21 protein-coding genes and 1 pseudogene are annotated in these 18,883 nt (G+C 71.7%); 19 read left to right on the forward strand and 3 right to left on the reverse strand.

The annotated features are described in order from the left end of the window. Positions 1–22 precede the first annotated feature (22 nt). The 14 genes from ACF08M_RS27210 (at position 23) to ACF08M_RS27275 (ending at position 12,019) form a co-directional block, all read left to right on the forward strand. Positions 23–886, forward strand: a complete 864-nt coding sequence (locus tag ACF08M_RS27210) for a dTMP kinase (RefSeq protein ID WP_392187891.1) — start codon at positions 23–25, stop codon at positions 884–886. Continuing rightward, on the forward strand, positions 874–1,578 hold the full coding sequence (locus ACF08M_RS27215; RefSeq protein ID WP_392187892.1) for a ribulose-phosphate 3-epimerase: 705 nt from the start codon (positions 874–876) through the stop codon (positions 1,576–1,578). Before ACF08M_RS27210 ends, ACF08M_RS27215 begins: the two co-directional genes overlap by 13 nt. Next, positions 1,575–2,363: an HAD family hydrolase gene (locus ACF08M_RS27220; protein WP_392187893.1), complete on the forward strand. Its 789-nt coding sequence runs from the start codon at positions 1,575–1,577 to the stop codon at positions 2,361–2,363. The genes ACF08M_RS27215 and ACF08M_RS27220 overlap by 4 nt, the downstream gene beginning before the upstream one ends. Next, the gene (locus ACF08M_RS27225; protein WP_392187894.1) at positions 2,356–3,183 is read left to right on the forward strand and encodes a hypothetical protein; all 828 of its coding nucleotides are present in this window, start codon (positions 2,356–2,358) and stop codon (positions 3,181–3,183) included. The genes ACF08M_RS27220 and ACF08M_RS27225 overlap by 8 nt, the downstream gene beginning before the upstream one ends. Next, positions 3,180–4,319, forward strand: coding sequence for a hypothetical protein (locus tag ACF08M_RS27230; RefSeq protein WP_392187895.1), 1,140 nt, complete (start codon positions 3,180–3,182; stop codon positions 4,317–4,319). Before ACF08M_RS27225 ends, ACF08M_RS27230 begins: the two co-directional genes overlap by 4 nt. Then, positions 4,316–5,206, forward strand: a complete 891-nt coding sequence (locus tag ACF08M_RS27235) for a nucleotidyltransferase family protein (RefSeq protein ID WP_392187896.1) — start codon at positions 4,316–4,318, stop codon at positions 5,204–5,206. Before ACF08M_RS27230 ends, ACF08M_RS27235 begins: the two co-directional genes overlap by 4 nt. Then, a complete protein-coding gene (locus ACF08M_RS27240; protein WP_392187897.1) occupies positions 5,203–5,772 on the forward strand; it encodes an AAA family ATPase in 570 nt (189 codons plus the stop codon). Before ACF08M_RS27235 ends, ACF08M_RS27240 begins: the two co-directional genes overlap by 4 nt. Then, positions 5,769–6,599 carry an inositol monophosphatase family protein gene (locus ACF08M_RS27245; RefSeq protein ID WP_392187898.1) on the forward strand — a complete coding sequence of 277 codons (831 nt, stop codon included), beginning with the start codon at positions 5,769–5,771 and terminating at the stop codon, positions 6,597–6,599. The genes ACF08M_RS27240 and ACF08M_RS27245 overlap by 4 nt, the downstream gene beginning before the upstream one ends. Next, on the forward strand, positions 6,593–7,270 hold the full coding sequence (locus tag ACF08M_RS27250) for a dTMP kinase (protein WP_392187899.1): 678 nt from the start codon (positions 6,593–6,595) through the stop codon (positions 7,268–7,270). Before ACF08M_RS27245 ends, ACF08M_RS27250 begins: the two co-directional genes overlap by 7 nt. Before the next feature lie 56 nt (positions 7,271–7,326). After that, complete coding sequence (locus tag ACF08M_RS27255) at positions 7,327–8,283, forward strand: aminoglycoside phosphotransferase family protein (protein ID WP_392187900.1); 957 nt, start codon at positions 7,327–7,329, stop codon at positions 8,281–8,283. A gap of 78 nt (positions 8,284–8,361) precedes the next feature. After that, on the forward strand, positions 8,362–9,411 hold the full coding sequence (locus ACF08M_RS27260) for a radical SAM protein (RefSeq protein WP_392187901.1): 1,050 nt from the start codon (positions 8,362–8,364) through the stop codon (positions 9,409–9,411). Next, the gene (locus ACF08M_RS27265; RefSeq protein ID WP_392187902.1) at positions 9,408–10,508 is read left to right on the forward strand and encodes a DegT/DnrJ/EryC1/StrS family aminotransferase; all 1,101 of its coding nucleotides are present in this window, start codon (positions 9,408–9,410) and stop codon (positions 10,506–10,508) included. The genes ACF08M_RS27260 and ACF08M_RS27265 overlap by 4 nt, the downstream gene beginning before the upstream one ends. Beyond that, the gene (locus ACF08M_RS27270; protein ID WP_392187903.1) at positions 10,505–11,155 is read left to right on the forward strand and encodes an HAD family hydrolase; all 651 of its coding nucleotides are present in this window, start codon (positions 10,505–10,507) and stop codon (positions 11,153–11,155) included. Before ACF08M_RS27265 ends, ACF08M_RS27270 begins: the two co-directional genes overlap by 4 nt. 93 nt (positions 11,156–11,248) lie before the next feature. Further along, the gene (locus ACF08M_RS27275; RefSeq protein ID WP_392187904.1) at positions 11,249–12,019 is read left to right on the forward strand and encodes a class I SAM-dependent methyltransferase; all 771 of its coding nucleotides are present in this window, start codon (positions 11,249–11,251) and stop codon (positions 12,017–12,019) included. Positions 12,020–12,057: 38 nt separating this feature from the next. Here the strand turns inward: ACF08M_RS27275 and ACF08M_RS27280 are convergent, their stop codons facing one another. After that, on the reverse strand, positions 12,058–12,747 hold the full coding sequence (locus ACF08M_RS27280) for a hypothetical protein (RefSeq protein ID WP_392187905.1): 690 nt from the start codon (positions 12,745–12,747) through the stop codon (positions 12,058–12,060). A gap of 298 nt (positions 12,748–13,045) precedes the next feature. Here ACF08M_RS27280 and ACF08M_RS27285 point away from each other — a divergent pair. The 4 genes and pseudogenes from ACF08M_RS27285 to ACF08M_RS27300 all read left to right on the forward strand — a co-directional run. Then, positions 13,046–13,522: pseudogene (locus ACF08M_RS27285) on the forward strand (ABC transporter); the annotation flags it as partial. A 160-nt stretch (positions 13,523–13,682) separates the two neighbouring features. Next, positions 13,683–14,933: a protein-L-isoaspartate O-methyltransferase gene (locus ACF08M_RS27290; RefSeq protein WP_392187906.1), complete on the forward strand. Its 1,251-nt coding sequence runs from the start codon at positions 13,683–13,685 to the stop codon at positions 14,931–14,933. Next, positions 14,930–15,547: a class I SAM-dependent methyltransferase gene (locus ACF08M_RS27295; RefSeq protein ID WP_392187907.1), complete on the forward strand. Its 618-nt coding sequence runs from the start codon at positions 14,930–14,932 to the stop codon at positions 15,545–15,547. Before ACF08M_RS27290 ends, ACF08M_RS27295 begins: the two co-directional genes overlap by 4 nt. 117 nt (positions 15,548–15,664) lie before the next feature. After that, a complete protein-coding gene (locus ACF08M_RS27300; protein ID WP_392187908.1) occupies positions 15,665–16,333 on the forward strand; it encodes a PolC-type DNA polymerase III in 669 nt (222 codons plus the stop codon). A gap of 182 nt (positions 16,334–16,515) precedes the next feature. On the opposite strand, the gene ACF08M_RS27305 is transcribed toward ACF08M_RS27300, so the two are convergent. Both ACF08M_RS27305 and ACF08M_RS27310 read right to left on the reverse strand, forming a co-directional pair. Beyond that, positions 16,516–17,319 (reverse strand): class I SAM-dependent methyltransferase, encoded by an 804-nt coding sequence (locus ACF08M_RS27305; RefSeq protein ID WP_392187909.1) that lies wholly within the window; start codon positions 17,317–17,319, stop codon positions 16,516–16,518. 70 nt (positions 17,320–17,389) lie between these two features. After that, positions 17,390–17,617 carry a GrpB family protein gene (locus ACF08M_RS27310; protein WP_392187910.1) on the reverse strand — a complete coding sequence of 76 codons (228 nt, stop codon included), beginning with the start codon at positions 17,615–17,617 and terminating at the stop codon, positions 17,390–17,392. Positions 17,618–18,489: 872 nt separating this feature from the next. Between ACF08M_RS27310 and ACF08M_RS27315 the strand changes: the two genes are divergently transcribed. Then, positions 18,490–18,825: a hypothetical protein gene (locus tag ACF08M_RS27315; protein WP_392187911.1), complete on the forward strand. Its 336-nt coding sequence runs from the start codon at positions 18,490–18,492 to the stop codon at positions 18,823–18,825. The last annotated feature ends 58 nt before the right edge of the window (positions 18,826–18,883 follow it).

Here is an 18,883-nt window from a genome sequence, read left to right on the forward strand (position 1 = left end):
AACCACTCGGAGAGGAGACCCGATGCGCCCCGGCACGCAAGGCAGCGCCGTCGGCCCCCCGCACCATGCCGCCCCCGCCCCCGCCACACTGGCCGGCCCGTCCGACCCGTCCGCCGGCCGCGCCCCCGCGTGGCGGCTCGGCGGCCCGCGCGGGCTCCTGGTCAGCACCGAAGGAGTCTGGGGCGCGGGCAAGACCACGACCGCCGAACTGGCCGGGGAACAGCTGCGGGCCGCGGGCTTCACGGTGGCCGTTCTCCACTACGGGCCCCGCCCCGGCACGATCAGCCGGCTCTCCGAGGTCCTCGAAGCCCAGCCCCTGCGTTCCCGCACCGGCGCCGGCGGCTACGCACACGCCCATCACGCCACCGTCGACGTCCTGCTGCGCCTGTGCCGCGAAGCCCACCAGCACCAGACGTTCTACGAGCCGGCCCTGGCCGAGCACGACGTCGTCATCATCGACCACGGCGTCTACTCCAAGATCGCCTGGGCGTTGACCGTCCTGACCGAGACCCAGCCCGACGTGCCCGCCGACGAGATCCTGCAGCGTCTGCTCGACATCGTGGCGGCCTGGTTCCTCCACCCCGACCTGGCCGTCTTCCTCAACACCCCCTGGCCGCTGGCCCGCGAACGCGCCATCGCCCGGGGCCGGGGAGGCGGCAACCCCGCGGCGATCGAGCGCCTGCTGTTCCTCCCCCGCTACTCGGCGGCCTACCGGCGGGTGCTCGGCGCCCACCACCCTCGCGTCCTGCCCATCCGGGTGGACCTGCGCGAGGCACCGGAGGTGGCCGCCGAGATGGCTGCCGCGATCACCGGCCGGCTCCGCGCTCCCTTGCCCGCGCCCCGTCACTGCGACCTCGACGAGATGAGTGCCCTGTGTCCTTCCTGACCGACCGCCCGCGCGAGCGGACGATCATCGACGCCTCCTTGTGGTCCGCCGACCTGGGGTCGCTGACCGCCGAGGTCGAGCGGATCGGCCCGTACGCCGACTCCTTCCACATCGACGCCTCCGACACCTCCTTCACCCCCGACGCGATCTTCTTCCCCGACCTCGTGCGCGCGCTGCGCCCCCGCACCGAGGTGCCGTTCCACGTCCACCTGATGGCGCACCGTCCGGCCGAGCTGGCCGCGGCGTTCGCCGACGCCGGCGCGGACCTGATCACCGTCCACGCCGAAGCCGACGGAGCGCTGGAGGCGATCGGCCGCATCCGTGCCGGAGGTCAGGCGGCCGGTCTCGCGCTCACCCTGGACCTCGCGCCCGAGCGCGTCGAGGACCTCCTCGAATCCGTCGACGCCGTCACCATGGTCGGCACCCCGCTGGGTACCAAGGGCACCGGCATGGTCCCCGAGGCCCTGGACCGCATGCGGGTCATACGTCAGATCCTCGACCGGCGCGGCACAGACATCCCCCTCCTGGCCGACGGGGGAATCCGCGAGCACACGGTGCCCGACCTCGTCGCCGCCGGTGCCACCGGTGTCGTGGCGGGCTCGCTGCTCTTCGGCAGCGACGACCCGGCCGCGACCGCCGAGTGGATCCGCAGCCAGCACACCACCGCGCGCCCGCACGGAGGTGCCCGGTGACCGGCTCCGCGCTGCCCCTGGCGGGGTGGACGGTCAGCCTCGACCTGTGGGGCACCCTCATCACCCACGGGGACCGGAAGGCCGCGGACGCCTGGCGGATCACGGAGTTCGGCCGCGTCCTGCACGCCTACGGCCACCACCCCGCGCCGGAGAAGCTGAGCGAGGTCGTGGGCCGCACCCGGGCCGAGGCGGCGTACCAACAGCGGACGGCCGGAGCGCAGCCCGGTGTCGAGGCTCAGGTCGGGGCGGTGCTCGACGAGCTCGGCATCGACCCCGGCGCGCCCGATCTGCTGAAGCTGCTGCTCGCGGTGCACACGCACGCGGTGCTGAGGGCCTGCCCGCAGCCGATCCCCGGGGCGCGCGAGGCCCTGGACGCGATCAAGGCCGCGGGCGGGCGCCTGGTGCTGACGTCCAACACGCTGGCGACACCGTCTGACGTCCACCGGCTGCTGCTGTCCGACCTCGGCCTGCTCGACCGGTTCGACGACACCCTGTTCTCCGGCGACCTGGGCGTGGCCAAGCCCCGACCCGAAGTGTTCGCCACCGTCGCCGAGCGGGCCGGCATGCCGCTCGGCCGCGTTGTCCACGTCGGCGACGACCTGCTCACCGATGTGGACGGTGCCCTGGGCGCCGGATGCTGCGCCGTCCACTACACCCCCCGCCGCGAGGCCACCCGACCCCACGTCCCTGACTTCGCTGACTTCGCCGAGCTGCCGGACCTGTTGCTCTCCTCGTGCGGCGCGGCCGGCGCGGAGCTGATCTCACGGAGCGCTTCCCATGACTGACCTGGCCACCGGCCCCGCCGCGGGCACGGCCCTCCTGAGCGCCGCGGGCGACGGAGTGGACCGGCACCTGTCCGACCTGCTCGCCACCGCGGCGAACGGCGCGCCGGCCTGCTACCTGGCCGACCCCGGCGCCGCACGCACCGCTTGCGATGCGGGGAGCGACCCGGTTCTCTACACCGCGCACCGCGACATCCTGCCGCCCACCCGGGCCCTGGGCGCCGACTGGTTCGCCGACCTCTGCGTCTACCGGCCCGGCCAGCTGCCCGGCGGCGAACTCCACCGCTCGATCGGCCACTGGAACACCCCGGCCCAGCTCGAGGTGTTCCAGGTCCTGTCCGGGCGCGTGCTGGTGATCACCGCCTGGCACGACCCGTCCGGCACCCCGGCGCTGAACTGGCAGGCGTGCGGGCCCGGCGACCTGGTGGCCGTGCCGTTCGGGGCCTGGCACCAGACCTCGGTCCTGGACGGACCCGCCACCGTGTTCAACATCTACACCGACCTCCCCGACACCGAGCAGCAGCACACCAGCCGGCACGCCGCCCAGCACGCCGAGCTCAAGTACCGCTCCAGCGCGCCGGTGGAGATCACCGCGATTCGCGCCGGGACCGGCTTCACCCTCACCGGGTCCCGGTGCGGCCGCAACCACTGGGGGCGCGGGGTGCGGGCCGTCGAGCCGACGTGGTTGCGCAAGGCGGTCGGCCCCGACGGCCTTGTCGCTCTCCACACCTCCGCCTCCGCCGACCAGCTGTCCGGGCTGGTGAACGCGGCCCGCGCGCAGCTGCCCCAGGCGCAGCCCCGGCCGGAAGGGGACCGTCCGTGACGGCCGCCGCCGCCGACCAGGTCCCCGCCCGGCAGCCGGGCGGGCTCTGGGAGACCACGTTCGCTCAGGCCGAGGCCTCCGTCTGCCTGCGCACCAACTCGAAGGCCGCCTTCACCCACGCCACGGGCACCTTGTACGCCTACGAGCAGACCGGGCCGTCCTTCGCGCGCGGGCAGGTCGACCTGGTGGTCGACGGCGGACCGGCGTACGAGGAGGTCGAGGGCTTCGCCGACGCGCCCGTGGTCGAGATCGGGCCCCGCCTGATGGCCGCCGTCCTCGCGCGGCCCGGCGGCCGCGCCTTCTGGGTCGAGGCGCTGCACACGCTGATCGTGACTGGCACCCGGCAGGCGACGATCACCGTGCGCTGCGCGACGGAGTCGGCGGCGCTGCACTGGGCGGCGCGGCTGCCCCGGCAGGCCATCACCGCCCAGCTCCTGGAGAACGGCGCGGTCTACGCGCACACCGCGGCCTTCTCCCTGGGCGGGCGCGGCGTCGTCATCGCCGGACATCGCGGCCGCGGCAAGACCACCACCCTGCTCGCCGCCCTGCACCGCCTCGGCGCCGACTACGTCACCAACGACCGGCTCCTGCTGCGCGCCGAGAAAGAGGGCGGGCTCGCCGGGTACGTGTGGCCCGCGCGGCTGCGGGCCGGCATCGGCACGCTGACTGCCCTGACGCACCTGGCCGACCTCGTCCCCGAGGCCCAACGCACGGTGCCCGCCGAACAGCGGTGGTCGAGCCGCCCCAAGGTGCCCATCGAGCCGTGGGACTTCGCCCGGCTGCTGTCCGGCGACGGCCAGGTCCTCGGATCGGTCTGCCCGGCCATGCTGCTCTTCCCTCACCTCGACCCCGACCGGACGTCGGTGAGCGTCGAGCCGGTCGCGGGCGCCGAGGCCCGCGACGAGCTGCTGCACACTCGTCTGTTCATGACCGATCCGGGCCGCGGGCCCAGCTCCCACATCAACCACTGGCTCTGGCCCGCACCCGACCCGGCCATCACTGACGGCAACCTGGGCCGCGTGGTCGACGCCCTGGCCGAACTGCCCTGCTACCGGATCCACGCCGGTGCCGACCCGGCCGCCCTCGCCGACGCCGTCGGCCGCCTCCTCGGCGCGGGAGCGGAGGTGCACGGGTGAACGCCCCCACCACGCCCACCCCCGCGACGCTGCCGCTGCCCGAGGGGGCCGGGCCGGCCGCAGCGGCCCTGCGGTGGCTGTGCGATCCCCGCCCGGACACCAGCCCGCCCGCGTCGGCTTCCATCCCGCTCGGCGCGGTTTTGGAGGCGGCGATCGACGCCAAGCTGGTCTGCCTGCTGGCCGACCGTCTGCTGGGCGGCCCTGCGGACGCGGGACTGTCGCGTCCGATGCGCTCCGTCCTCGGCCAGATCGTGCGCGCCAACACGCTGCACAACCGGCTCCACCGCGGCGAAGCCGTTCGTATCGTGCGGGCGCTCGCCGGCCGGGCCATGCCCGTCGCGGTGCTGAACGGACTCGCGTACGACGCCGTCCTGTACCCGCCGGGCGGGCTCCGGCAGTTCACCGACATCGATCTCCTGGTTGATGCCGCCGACCGGGACGCGGCGCTGGACGTGCTGGCCGAGCTCGGCTTCACGGAGCCCGGTCGCGGTGCGCACACGCGCCGGCGGTCCACGGGGGACGCGCTGACGCCCACCGTGAGCGTCGACATCACCACCGGCCTCGGCCACACCGCCGACCCGGCGGACATACGGGCCGCTCTTGCCCGGACCGAGGCCGAAGGCGACGGCGGAGAGGCGTTGCCTGTCCTCGCCCGGGCGGACGCTCTGGCGCACGCTCTCGCCCGTCTCGCCGCGCGCCCGCGCTGGTCCGGTCTGGCCGACGCCGCCCGCCTCGCCCTGCCGGCCCCGGACCAGTCCCCCGGAGCCGGGGCGCCGCTTCCGGAAACGGCCCGCTCAGGCTGGGCTGTGCTGCGTGCCCACCTGCCCGAGGTGTTCACCAGCACCTCGACCGCCGGCGGGGCCAACCGAGGGGAGGAGACGCGGTGATCGTTCAACTGGCCGGGCTGCCCGGCACGGGCAAGAGCACCCTCGCCCGGGCACTGGCCCTGAATCTCGGCCCGACGACGCTGCTGCTCGACAAGGACCGCATCCGCGACGCGCTGTTCGGCCCGCACCTGGTCACCTACACCCGGGAGCAGGACGACTTCTGCGTCCACGTCATGCATCTGACGGCCGCGCGGCACCTCGGCGAGTACCCGGAGGCGGCCGTGGTCCTCGACGGCCGTACCTGCTCGCGCCGCTACCAGGTCGAGGACGTGCAGCGGCTGGCCGAGGAGACCGGCCGGTCGCTGCGCATCATCGAGTGCGTCTGCCCCGACGACGTCGCCGCCGCCCGTCTTCACACGGATGTGCAGGCGGGCACCCATCCTGCCGCCAACCGCAATCTGGGCCTCCACCGACGACTCAAGGCCACTACGGAGCCGATCACCGTTCCCGCGCTGCGCCTGGACACCAGCGCCCCCGTCCCCGACTGCACCCGCACCGCCCTGTCCTACCTGACGGCCGAGACCAGCCTTACCCGACCCGCTCCGAAGGGAGCCTTCTCCGCATGAGCCCCGACCTCCCGGCGCTGCTCGACCTCGCCCGCTCGGTCACCGAAAGGGCCGAGCAGCAGCTGCGCGACCTCACCCCGGACCGGATCACCGCCAAGGGCGACCGCGACATGGTCACCAACGTCGATCTCGCCATCGAACGCGGGGCCCGCAAGGCCCTCCTGGACGGGGCCCCCGGTATCGGCTTCGTCGGCGAGGAAGAGGGCGGCGACACCGACGCCGACACCTACTGGATCATCGACCCGGTCGACGGCACCGCGAACTTCATCCGCGGCCTGCCGCTGTGCGGGATCTCCCTCGCGCTCGTCCACGAGGGCGTGCCCGTCCTCGGCGTGATCCACCTGCCCCTGATCGGCCGCCGCTACTGGGCCGCCCAGGGCCTGGGCGCCTACCGCGACGGCCACCGCATCAGCGCCGCCGGCACCCGCACGCTGCCCGAGGCGATGATCGCCGTCGGCGACTACGGAACGGGCCCCGACGGCCCCGAGCGCAATCTGGTCGCCCTCTCCATCCAGGCCCACCTTGCCGAGAAGGCGCAGCGTGTGCGCATGCTCGGGTCCGCCGCCGTGGACCTGGCCCTCGTCGCCGACGGCACCCTCGACGCCACCATCACCCTGGGCAACCACGACTGGGACATGGCCGCAGGCGTCGTCCTCGCCCGCGAGGCCGGTGCCGTCGTCATGGACACCGACGGCACCCCGCACACCCCCGCCTCGCTCACCACTATCGCGACGGCGCCCGGCCTGCGCGACGCCGTCCTGGACATCCTCGCAGCCACCACTACGGGCACCCCGTGGTCGGCCGCGGCGGGGGGCCCGGCATGCTGATCGCGTTCGAGGGCCTTCCCGGCGCCGGGAAGACCACCCAGTCCCGCCTCCTCGGCGAACACCTGACCCGCGAGCAGGTGCCGGTCAACTACCTGCCCGACAACCTGACCCGCACCGAGGACACCCTGGGCAGCACGCTCCTGGACCTCTTCGCCAGCGGGGACCCCTTCTCCCGGCACGGCAGCGTCGTCACCGACACGATGCTCGCCACCGCGATCCGCACCAACACCGTCGCCACGCACATCGCCCCGGCTCTCACGGTCGGCCAGACGGTCATCGAGGACCGCGGCATCCACACCATCGAGTCGTACAGCCTCGCCACCCTCCTGCAGAAGCACCCCGGCCGCCCCGCGGACGGCATCGGGTGGCTGAGGGCCGTCTCCGCGCTGTCGGGGCCGGCAGCCGACGTGGCCGTGTGGCTGCGGCTGCCCGCCGACGAGGCCATCGCCCGGGCCGCCCACCGTGAGGGCCACCTATACACCGCCGAGCAGCACGCCTTCCTGTGCCAGGTCCACTACGCCTACGGCCACCTCGCCGCCGACGACCCGCATCTGGTCACCGTCGACGTCCTCGGACTCACCCCCGAGCAGGTCCACCGGGCCGTCGTCCGCGCGATCGCCGAACGCGTCCCGATACCCATCCCGGCCGAGCACAGTTCTCTTCAGCAGTAGAGCGAACACCCATCCACCCGGCACCGCCGACGACCAGATGTCACGGAGTACCCCGCATGCACCCCACGCGCCTCGCCCCGCCCGCCGAGCTCCTCACCGACCTGCGCGGCGCCCGCACCGGCAGTGAGACCCGCCTCAAGGAAGTACTGGCCGACCACGGGCTACGCCCGCTCACCGGCGGCTTCCAGAACCACGTCTACGCCTGGGATGACCCCGAGGCCGGGCCCATCTGCGTCAAGCTCTACGCCAAGGGCAACCACCGCCGGCGCCTGGACCGCGAATGGGCGGCCCTGAACCTGCTCGCCGAGCACCACGTCGACGACGTCCCCCGCCCGCTGTGGCTCGACAACCACGACGAGGTCCCCGCCATCGGCATGACGCTACTCAAGGGCACGCCGCTGCTGGAGAGCCCCGACCTGGAAGCAGCTCTCAAGGGCCTGGCCCAGACCACCCAGCGCCTCCACGACGTGCCGCTGTCCGGGCTAATGGCCGAGCTGGAACGCATCGACTCCGGCGCCCACTACATGCTCCGCCTGACCGGCAGCTGGCCCGAACTCCTCGCCGGCCACGAGGACGACCCGCTGACCGCCGAAATGCGCGCCCTGCTCACCGCCTGGCACGCCAGCGGCGACGCCGAGCTCGTCGACGACACCTCCACCCCGGCCGTGCTCTCCCGCGGCGACTCCAACCTCAACAACTGGCTGCGTGACGGAGCCGCCAGCCCCTGCGTCGACTTCGAGTACAGCGGGCACAGCACCGTCCACTTCGACGCCGTCGACCTGATCGAACACATCAGCGCCCGCGAGATCCCCGACAGCACCTGGATCACGCTCCTGCCCGACCTCGGCATCACCCCCGCCAACCGCCACCTCTTCCTCGCCGCCCAGCGCACCTGCGCCCTGCGCTGGCTCGCCGTGCTGTGGAAGCAGCGGCACACCCGCGCCGACGAGTTCGCCGCCCAGCACGCGCGCGTACGGCTCCTGCAGAGCCCCGACAACCCCTGGCACGGCTGAACACCCGCCAACCAGCCGACTGAGCAGCGGCGGCCGCCCGCGCGCGGCCGCCCCGCTCCGACTACGTGAGGGACGACCATGACCGCGATACCGAGGACCGTGAGCCTGCTGTGGGCACTGCGCTCCTACTGCGGCTCGCACACGTGCAAGCCCTGCTACTTCACCTGGCTCGACCAGCAGCGCGTCGACAAGACCCCCGGCCTGCTGTCGCACTTCTCGCCCCACGACCTGCCCACCGAGCAGGTGATGGACTTCGCCCGCACCCTGCCTGGCTCGGCCATGCAGAGGGTCTTCCTCGCCGGCGGCGAGCCGCTCATGTGGCGGCCCATCCTCGACCTCATCGAGATCCTCAAGGGCGGAGGACTCGAGGTCGTGGTGTGCACCAGCGGCGTGGCCCTCAACCAGCCCGACATGGCCCGCCGCCTGGTGGAGCTGGGCGTGGACGGCATCTCGGTCTCGCTGGACTCCACCGACCCCGACTACAACGACACCTGGCGCCCGCCCCGCAAGGACGGCGACGGCTGGGAGGGCGTCGTCAGCGGAATCAAGACCCTGCTCGCCGCCCGCAGCCCGGCGGCCCGGCCCCGGGTCGGCCTCTACACCGTCATCACCAAGCTCAACCTGGCGGACATCCTCGGCGTGCCGCAGCTGGCCGCCGATCTGGGCTGCGACTACGCCGTACCCCAGCCGGTCGCCCTGCCCGAAGGACACAGCCTGCACGACACCCTGGTCCTCACCAACGCCGAACTCCCTGTCCTTGAGGAACAGTTCGACCGTCTCTACGCTGCCGGGCTCCCGCTCCAGCTCCCGCCCCGGACCTACCCCGGCCAGGTCGCCTCCGCCGTCCACCACCTCACCGGCGCCGTCGACGGCTGCTTCGGCGGGGACACCCTGTACTTCGCCGAACCCGACGGCTCGCTCTGGGACTGCCCGTCCTCCCTGAAGATGGCCGCCACGCCCACCGAGCGCCACCGCACCATCAAGGGCGCCGACGCGGCCGAGCTGTTCGGCAAGCCCAGCGGCTGCGGGAGCGACTGTGCCCTGTTCAGCGTCGACTGCGTGAACATGTGGCCCCTCATGGACTTCGACCAGGTGCTGAACACCACGGCCTCCGGGAGCCCGGCATGACGACAACCTCCCAGGCCCTGGGCGCGCTGAAGGCGTCCCTCGACCGCATGCCCGACCCGGCCGGCCGCGCCGAGGCCGCCACCCTGGAAGCTGAACTCGCCGCCGTCCACGGGGTCGGGCACGCCATCGCGGTCTCCTCCGGAACGGCGGCGCTGCACACCGCGCTGGTCGCCTGCGGCGTCGGCCCCGGAGACGAGGTCCTCCTCCCCGCCGCCACCGTGATCATGACGGTGTCCGCCGTGACCGCCGCCGGCGCCCGTCCGGTCTTCGTCGACGCCGCCGAGGACGGGCGCGGCATGGACCTGGCCGACGTGGTCGCCAAGAGCACCGAGCGCACCCGCGCGATCGTCCCCGTCCACCTCGCCGGACGGACCGACGGCCTGCTCGACCTAGCCGCGTACGCGCAGTCAGCCAACCTGTACCTGGTCGAGGACGCCTGCCAGGCCCAGGGCAGCACCACCCGCGGCCGCGCGGTTGGAACGGTCGGCAGCATCGGCTGCTTCTCCCTCAAGGACGGCAAGATCATCTCCTGTGGGGAGGGCGGCTACCTCCTCACCGACGACGCCACCCTCGCTGCCCGCGCCGCCGCGTACCGCACGCACTGGCTCACCCCCGCCCCCGGGTCACCGGCCGCCAGCCGGCGCGGAATGAACTACCGTCTGGCCGAGCCCCTCGCCGCGCTCGCCCGGCACAACCTGAAGGGCCTGGACCAGGCCGTAGCCCGGCGCCGCGAGCAGGCCCACCGGCTCTACGACCTCGTCGGCGACACCCCGGGGCTCACCGTGCACGCCCCACCGACCGACGATGTACCCAACGGGTACAGCGCACTGTGGCGGGTCGACCTCGCCCACTCCCGGGGCTTCAGCGCCCGCCTGGCCGAGGCCGGGGTCGCCAACTCCGTCGGCACCCACCGGCTCCGGGCGGCGCACCAGCACCCGGCCTGCCAGGACCTGAGCCCGGCCGACTGCCCGCGCGCCGCCGATGCCGTGGACCGAATGCTGGCCGTCACCCTCCAGCAGCAGACCACGAAGGCCGACCTGCACCGTTTCGCCGAGACCATCCAGCGCGAGGCCAAGACCTGGGCGGAGGGCCGATGACCGCCAATCCCCCGCCCCCACTCGGCCCGGCGTCCGAGCCCACGGTGGATCAGCTGCTCCAGGACGCCGACGGTGTCGTCGTCGACTGGGACGGCACCGTCGTCGACAACGCTGACATCCGGCTGAGCGCACTCCAGCAGGCCCTCGCGCCGTACGGCGTGAACGTCGACCCGCAGTGGTACACCCTGAACGGCGGCCTGCCCATCCGCGACGTCATCACCCGGCTCGCGGGCCCGCGGACCCTGCCCACGGAGGAGATCGTGCGCGCCAGCCGGCGCCTGCTTCTCAACGGCCCGCCGCCGCGGCTGATCAACAGCACGATCGACCTCTTGCGCCGGGCCGAGGCCCTGGGCCTGCCGCGGGCCGTCGCCTCCGCCGCGGCCGCAGTCCTCATCCACCCCGTCATCGAGCAGCTCGGCCTCGACGAGCTCCTGCCGGTCGTGGTGACGACCGAGTCGGTGACAAGGGGGAAGCCAGCGCCCGACGCGTACCTGGAGGCCGCCCGGCTGATCGGGCGCGCCCCTGCCCGCTGCCTGGCCGTCGACGATGCACCCGACGGCATCACGTCCGCACTGGCGGCGGGCATGCGGGTCCTCGCCGTCCGCGACGGCCTGCTCGCGCCCGTGCCCGGCCTCATCCCCGGGTGACCCGTAGTGCTGCTGCCCACCCCGGTGGGCAGCAGCCCCGTGCGAACCGGCCAGAACCCGACCGCCCCGCCCGTCTCGCGTCCTCGGAGTGCCATGCCCCGCAACCCAGCCCTAGCCGATCAAGAGCCCTGGTGGATCACCAACTACCGTGGCCAGGGCCCCCACCAGCGCTACGGCCACCACAACCACGCCAAGACGCAACGCACCGTCGGCTTCCTCATCCAGCACATGCACCTTGAGCCCAGCCAGGCAATCCTCGACCTATGCAGCGCCTTCGGCCGCCACACGCACGAGTTCACCCGGCGTGGCTTCCACCGTGCGATCGGGGTGGACCTGTCTCCCGACATGCTCGCGCACGCGGCCTCGTCGGCCGGCACTGACGGTCGGCGCCCCCCGTTCGTACGCGCCGACGTCCGGGCGCTGCCCTTTGGCAACGCGTCCACCGACGCCGTCGTGATGCTGCGGAGCTTCGGGTTCCTCGACGCCCCCGAGGAGGATCTCGATGTCCTGAAGGAGATCGCCCGAGTCCTGCGGCCCGGCGCCCTCCTGGGGATGGATCACTTCCCGCCCAACAGCGCTACGACCAGAGTGGGCACCAGGGTCCTGAAGGGTCCCCAGTCGACGACCACCGTGCACACCACCTGGGACCCGGTGACCGCCCGACTCAACAGCCGCATGTCCACCCGCTACGAGGACGGCCGCGTCGAACTGTTCCGCAGCTCCTCACGCCTGTACACCCCGGAGGACCTCCAAATGGTCCTCGACCAGGCCGGACTCGCGGTGCACGGGACATTCGGCGGGTATGACGGCAGCGCCCTTTCCGATGACAGCGCACGATGCGTCGTCATCGCACGCCGGGCATGACCGAAGAGGCCCGGAGCCCGGGGCAGGACCGGGGACCGTCAGTCGAACAGCGAACCTTGCACCGTGGGCGGCGGGAGGTACTTCTCCTCGACCGGCTTCGGCACGGTCCCGGCGATCTCCTCCAACTGGGCAAAGGTCGACCACCGACCCGTGGCCGCACCGCGCTCGACCGCGCGCTGAAACATCTGGGCCACCGTCCATGCTTCCTGGGTGGCGGGCCGACGGCCTGGGCCCAGGGGCACGCCAAGATTCTGAGCGAGCTGCTCGAACCCTCCCTCGACGTCCGGGCTGGCTTTTCGAGCCAGCTCTACCGCGTCCCAGCGGGTAAGGGAGGCAAGACGCGGGCACGCGGCCCGCTCGGTGTGCAACAAAGAGGCCTCGATGAAGCCCAGAGCGGCGACGATCCGGTGCGGCTGCGCCGTGACATGCCGCTCAATCTCCCGCAGGGCGAGCCCCACGGATCCCTCGGGGAGTTCGTCAGGCAGGCGGGGCGGCCGCGGATTCTTCCAGGAGGAGTGAGGTTCCTCGCAGATCTCCTGGTGAACCCGCCACAGGGGCCGGAAGTCCGCGCCACTGAGAGCGAGGGCAGCTACGGCCACTGGGACGGGGCCGCCGGGCTGACGGCGCAGCTCCACATCGACGACCACGAAGGTCGTGGAAACGAACTCGGCATCCATGATCCGCACCGGCCCCACGATATCGACTTCGCGCGATGGCGCGGGGCACATCCCGGCATGGCCGTGCCCCCGTCGCTGAGCCCGCCGGAGCGGGCTTTCGCGATTCGGCCAACTACGCGACTCGGCCGACCCGTTGTGCCGGACGGGTCCATGCATCTTTCATGCGCTGCCACCCGCTCTATCTCGGGAATCCCGGAGCGACTGAAACACACCAGTTCGATATCTCGGCCAGCTCGTTGAGCATCACGGACCAGCCACGACCGACAGATCGGGGGACAGCTTGAGCACGGACAGTACATCCGCGCAGCAGGGCGAGGACGCGTCGGCAGCGCGCCCTCCACAGAACGCTGTGAGTACGCCGCAGGAGGAGGAGTTCCTCTACCGGGACACCTCCCGGCTCCAGGCCGGTGCGCAGATGACGACCGTCACGATGGCGCGGCGCCTGCCCGCGCTGGTGCTGCGCTCCCTGAAGATGGCCTGGCGGGTCGACCGGGTCGCGACGGCCGGCCTGCTCGCCTGCCAGGTCGGCACCGGCATGCTCGCGGCTCTGGGCCTGCTGGCCGTCACCGGGACCCTGACCGCGCTGATCTCCTCCGGAGACATCTCCGACCGGCTGTGGGAGGCGGCCCCGCAGCTGGCCGTCATCGCTGTGGCGACCGGCCTTCGCGCCCTGCTGGGCATCACGGTGACGTGGCTGACCGGGCGGCTGCGGCCCTTCCTGGCCCGGGCCGCGGAACTCACCATGATCGAGGCGGCGCTCGGCGCCGAGCTCGCCGCGAACAACCAGCCCGGCTACAACGACTTCTACGACCTACAGCGAGCTGGGGTGGGAGCGCTGAGCGGCTTTGCGGCGGTCGGTCGTCGCCTACGCTGCCCCTTCGCGCGGCGCGCCGGAACGCCTGCCGCAGGCGTCTCGGGCCCCCTGCCTGACCGTCATGCCCGCTGCGCCGGAGCCTGCTATCCACCGCGTCAGGAAGAGGACCGTCATGTCTGCTGACCTGTCCACCACGACAAGCGCCCGGCGTGCCGCGATGGTGGAGCGTCTCGAGGCCGACGGCGTATTGAACGATGTCCGGCTGCGCGAGGCGCTGCTGTCGGTGCCGCGGGAGGTTCTGCTTCCCCACGCGTATGTACGGGTGAGCGATCCGGGCGTCGAGCCGATCGAGTGGCGCCTGCTCGACGGCGCGCACCCGGACGACCGGGAGGAATGGCTCGACCTGATCCACAGCGGTGAGTCGGTTCTGCTGCAGTGCGACGGGGAGCAGCTCGACGCGCTCGTCCGCGGGCCGGTGATCGGTGGGCACATGACGTCGATGTCGACCTACGGCCAGGCCACCGTCGAAGCGCTCCAGACACTGCAACTGGCGCCTGGGCAGCGATACCTGGAGCTCGGCCCGGGCCCGGGAGTCTCCCTCGCGCTCGCCGCCGCCGTCACCGGCCCCCGCCTCGCCGTCGGCGTCGAACGGGACGGCTACATGGCCGCCTTCGCCCAGCGCAACCTCGACCGGCTCGGCCTGGGGGCGACGGTCGTGGAGGGCGATGCTCTCGACGGGCACCCGGCGGGAGGAGTGTTCGACCGGATCCACTCCGGCATCGGCGTGCCCTGCGTCCCGTCGGCGTGGGTGGAGCAGCTCGCGCCCGGCGGGCGGCTGCTGACGACGCTCACCACCCGCACCCCGAGCTGGCCCGGACAGCTCCTTGCCACTCGTACCGGGGCAGGCGAGATCGAGGCAGTGCTGCGAGGGCGGCCGCGCGGATACCGGCCCATGCTCGGCTACCCGTGGCTCGACGCCGTGCCGATGCGGCCCCGGATCAAGGCCGACCCCGGCGTACCGCGACCGACCCGGCTCGCGCCGCCGCCGGACGACGCGTACGGCTTCTGGCTCGCGGCCGCATACCTGGCGCCCGGGCTCGTCCGCGACTTCCGGGCTGAGACGATGACGATCGCCACCCCCGACGAGGACTCCTGGGCGGTCGCCGGGCCCGGCGAGGACACCGTCCGCGTCCACGGGCCCCGGGACGTGTGGGCCGAGCTCGAGGACGTGCACGCCCGCTGGGTCCTGGCCGGACGGCCCGATGCGTACCGGGTGACCGTGCCGGAAGGCGGCGGGCCGCAGCACGTCGCCTCCGGTACCGGCCTGCGCGCCCTGACGTGGGTCCTGCCTCCGCTCGCGCCGGTGCCCCACCAACCCGCCGCCCCCTGCCCGACCGAGCACCACACGGAGAACGCCCTGTGAGCACTGCAGCACCGGGCCGGGACGACCGCTCTTTACCCATCGCGTACTGGGAGCCGCTCTGGGCAAGCGGCCGCCGCTACCGGCAGGCGTGCACGGCCGAGAAGCAACTGCTGGCCGAGCACCTCGGTCCCGGCAAGGGCCGCCCCGCCCTCGACATCGGCAGCGGCGAGGGCGCCCTGGCCCGCCACCTCCACCACGAGCTCGGGTACCGGACGACCGGCGCCGACTGTTCCCCCAGCGCGGTCAAGCTCGCCGCCGCTCACGACGCCGACCCCGGACCTGGCTTCGGCACAGGGCCGGCCTGGCAGCGCCTGGACATCACCACCGCCGACCTCACTGCCCTTTCACACCCCGCCTACGGGCTCATCACCTGTCGCCTGGTCTACCGGTGGATCGGCGACAAGCCGGCCTTTCTCGACCGGATCCGGCGCATCCTCGCGCCCGGCGGAGTCTTCTGGGTCGTCACCGAGATCTCCGGCCGCCGCACGACCACCAACCCGGCCCTCCAGAAGCTCGGGATCTCACCCCTAGACGTCGAACTGCTGACGACCGGCTGGTCCTGCGTACGGACCGCCGACCTCGATGTCCTGCGCTGCTACGCCCTGCGGCCCTGACCCCGTGACCAGAAGGAAGCATCCGGTGCCAGACATCGAAAACCGCACCCGAGAGATCTTTGTCTCCTACTGCCGCACCCGCTCGGATGCCGGGGCGTTCCGGCAGGAGATGGCACCGTGAACGCGCTGGTGAACGATCCCCGCTTCGCCGCCACGACGTTCTTGGTGGTCGATTTCGAAGGCCTCACGCCGGCGGGACGGCCTGCCGAGCCGATCGAGGTCGCGGTGCTGGCACTGCGCCCCGTAGGCGACCGGTTGGTGGAGGTCGGCCGGTTCGAGGACCTGATGCGGCCGCCCGCCGACGTTCCCGTGACCGCGCGGGACGTACAGCTCAAGGGCATCACCCAGCAGATGCTCTCCACGGCACGTCCGGCCGCCGAAGTGCTGTCGCGGCTCGACGCACGTCTGACCGCGCCGCCGTACCGGCTGGTCGCCCACCATGCCTCCACGGAGGCCGGGATCATCGGCCGACAGGCCGAGCACTGTCCCATGCTCGCGGGCACGCCACTGCTGGACACGCTGCGTCTGGCCAAGGCCGTGGCGCCCGGGCTCGGCTCCTACGGGCTGGATGGCCTGCTCGGCTACTACGGCATCCCCAAGCCGGCCGGACGGCACCAGGCCATGCCGGATGTCGAGGTCACCGCCCAGGTGCTGGCCCGGCTCCTGGACGACGGATGCGCCGACGGGCGGTGGAGCACCCTCCTCGAACTGGACGCGGTCGCCGGATTGCAGCCCAGTCGGCGGCCGCACGCAGCCCCGGAAGCGGAGCAACGAGCCCTGTTCTGAACCGGCGCCCCGGCAGGAAAGACGTGATGCGGTCAGCCCCTTCAGGGTCTGTGGACGATCGCGAAATTCCCCAGGTAAAAGTTCAGGTAATTCCCCAGCTACTGCCGCTGAACACTTCGCGAAGAACCGGCTGCAGGCGGTCGCGAGCTGGCAAGTCGGCAACGACAACGACGAAAGGCGGATCAGCGCGTCGGCTCAGACATGCCTCGCGCCTGGTCGCGGCTGGCGACCACCAGGTATCCATCGCTCTCGGGGGCAAAGGTGGTGGACTGCACCGTAAGCCCGACACTCCGCAACTGCGCCACGAGGTCCTCGTACCGGTAGGGCCAGATGGACAACCGCTCCGAGCAGGCTCGCACTGCCCCATCCGGCTCGATCTGGGCGACCACGATCTCGAGGAAGTGTTCCTGCTCCCAGCGCTGCTCGATCTGCCAGTAGTAGCTGACGACCGCATCGCGGTCGTTGCGGCGGATGAGTCGATCGCGGACGTCTACCCGTGAGCCGGCGGAGCGCACGAGCTCCCAGTTGCGTGAGTGGAGCACAAGGCGTCCGCCCGGATTCAGCAGCCGCGACATCGCTTCCAGTGCGGTCAGGCGCCCGGCTGCGCCCTCGGCGTGCCCGAGCGAATTGCCGACGCAGAACACCAGATCGAACGTGGAGTCCTCCAGGTGGTCGGGCAGCTCATCCCAGCTCGCGCGGAGGGCTCGAAGCGAGACACCCTGCTCGTCGGCGACCTTCTCGGTCCGGCGAACCATCCCATCACTGGCGTCTGCGGCGACCACGTCAAGGCCAAGACTCGCGAGACCGACGGCGAGCTGGCCGGTTCCACACGCGCAGTCGAGGACGCGTGAGTTGGGCGGCAGAGAGCCCACGACATCGCTGTAGTAAACCGCGGCTGCCTTGGCGGGGGTCAACCTGTCGTCCCCGATCAGCCACTCGTATACGTTGGAAAGCGCCCCATAGCCAGCCACCGCGACAACCTCCATCACTCGACGACACGCGGGCTAGACCGCGCCTCCGATTCGGACCTTGCGCCTCGCACTGTGCCGGGCCGTGTCAGCGAAGCATTGAGCAGGACCCAACCACTTCCGGCCGCTGAGACTCCACCGGATTTCGTGGGGAACCGCGACACGCCGCACCGACGCAGGTCCGTCGCGGATGACCAGGGCCTTGAGTACTGCCGACATGCTCGATGGACACAGCCAGATCCGCGACATGAGGTGCCAGTCGCTGCCGCAGATCCTCGAACCGCTCGGACCAGTGGGGTTCGTAGTCACTGACCACGATTATGTCAGTGATGTCAGCAGTCTCGCAGGATCGCCAGATCCCATCGCATCCCTCAGAGATCCATGGCTATCGCGTACCGAGTCGCTACTGTCTCCGCCCGCGGCTCTCTACCTTCCGCTGCGCGACCGTGCCGCCCGGCCAAGGCCGGCGGCTGGCCTGCGGTGACGCGCCGGCCGTAACCGGGACGTCATGCATAGTCGCCAGCTGCTCCGTTGAGGCGGGCGCTCACGGTGTCGGTGAACCTGTTGATCGCCGCACGAAGGCTGACGTGAGTCTGAGCCAGCGCACTGCCCTGCACTCCGCCGTCACGTTCAGGAGCAGAGGGATCGAACAAGTCACTCACAGGGTCAGACTGGATAAGCAAGTAGCGATACCTCTGAACATCGAAAGACATGATTGACTATTCGACACACGAGTCGATAGGCTTCTAGATAAGTCTTGATAGGTGAACATAGGAGACGCTACTCGTGAGGACTTGACATGCCCCTACTCCCCGCAGCGGAAGGTCCGGCTTTACGACGCGTGCCACTCGTGCCTCAGGTTTCTTGCTGTCAACGGCGCGCCGGACGTCGCCCTCGCCGCATAGGCCACCAAGCGGGAGTCCTCCTAGTGAGTCGGCAACGGCGCCAGTTTCTCCACCACCGCCCGCCTCGCCTTCTACGTCGACCTCGTCCCGGCCACAGAGTCGTCGGGTACCTCGATCCACGGGGAGCCAGAGGAAAGGCCCACAACCAGGCCCTCCTCCCACCCCACTTGACCAAAGGCATAGAGACCTCGCCGCGTGCCGGGCACTCCGCGTCGTCCTCGCACCCACCCAAACGACCGCTGGCTCCTCGCCTTGGATGAGACCCGGCAAGAAAGGGAGAGATGTGGCAGCCCCCAGGAAGTCGAATCTCGTCCTTGAAGCGCACTACGACGTCAAGGCCGCGACGGTCCTCCTCGGACTGGCCACCGAGGACCCAAAGGACAAGCGAGGCCAGAAGTGGTTGCGCGATGGGGTCAACCAGACAGTCGCCCCCTTCCCGCACACCCGCATGGCTGGCCGATTGGTGTTCACCGAGTCCCACCTCGCCGAGATCTCGGCGCGCCACGAGAGCCGGGTCCATGGCAACACCGGCAAGCGCAAGAGGCGCACGGCGAGCCGCCGGCCTGTGGCAAAACCGACAAGCGCAGCAGGCGCACGGCAGGTCGCCGGTCCGCGGTAGTGCTGCGCTCGCTGCCGCCGCCGCGTAGATCGCAATACGGCCGACCCGCACGACCAAG

It is taken from the genome of Streptomyces sp. NPDC015032, assembly GCF_043080425.1.
Lineage (GTDB): Bacteria > Actinomycetota > Actinomycetes > Streptomycetales > Streptomycetaceae > Streptomyces.

Excerpts from the sequence above, each read along its gene's own strand:
- ACF08M_RS27305 (WP_392187909.1), bottom strand. The coding sequence starts at position 17,319 with ATGGAGGTTGTCGCGGTGGCTGGCTATGGGGCGCTTTCCAACGTATAC.
- ACF08M_RS27280 (WP_392187905.1), bottom strand. The coding sequence starts at position 12,747 with ATGTGCCCCGCGCCATCGCGCGAAGTCGATATCGTGGGGCCGGTGCGG.
- ACF08M_RS27270 (WP_392187903.1), top strand. The coding sequence starts at position 10,505 with ATGACCGCCAATCCCCCGCCCCCACTCGGCCCGGCGTCCGAGCCCACG.
- ACF08M_RS27290 (WP_392187906.1), top strand. The coding sequence starts at position 13,683 with ATGTCTGCTGACCTGTCCACCACGACAAGCGCCCGGCGTGCCGCGATG.
- ACF08M_RS27255 (WP_392187900.1), top strand. The coding sequence starts at position 7,327 with ATGCACCCCACGCGCCTCGCCCCGCCCGCCGAGCTCCTCACCGACCTG.
- ACF08M_RS27225 (WP_392187894.1), top strand. The coding sequence starts at position 2,356 with ATGACTGACCTGGCCACCGGCCCCGCCGCGGGCACGGCCCTCCTGAGC.
- ACF08M_RS27275 (WP_392187904.1), top strand. The coding sequence starts at position 11,249 with ATGCCCCGCAACCCAGCCCTAGCCGATCAAGAGCCCTGGTGGATCACC.
- ACF08M_RS27245 (WP_392187898.1), top strand. The coding sequence starts at position 5,769 with ATGAGCCCCGACCTCCCGGCGCTGCTCGACCTCGCCCGCTCGGTCACC.
- ACF08M_RS27265 (WP_392187902.1), top strand. The coding sequence starts at position 9,408 with ATGACGACAACCTCCCAGGCCCTGGGCGCGCTGAAGGCGTCCCTCGAC.
- ACF08M_RS27210 (WP_392187891.1), top strand. The coding sequence starts at position 23 with ATGCGCCCCGGCACGCAAGGCAGCGCCGTCGGCCCCCCGCACCATGCC.
- ACF08M_RS27250 (WP_392187899.1), top strand. The coding sequence starts at position 6,593 with ATGCTGATCGCGTTCGAGGGCCTTCCCGGCGCCGGGAAGACCACCCAG.
- ACF08M_RS27260 (WP_392187901.1), top strand. The coding sequence starts at position 8,362 with ATGACCGCGATACCGAGGACCGTGAGCCTGCTGTGGGCACTGCGCTCC.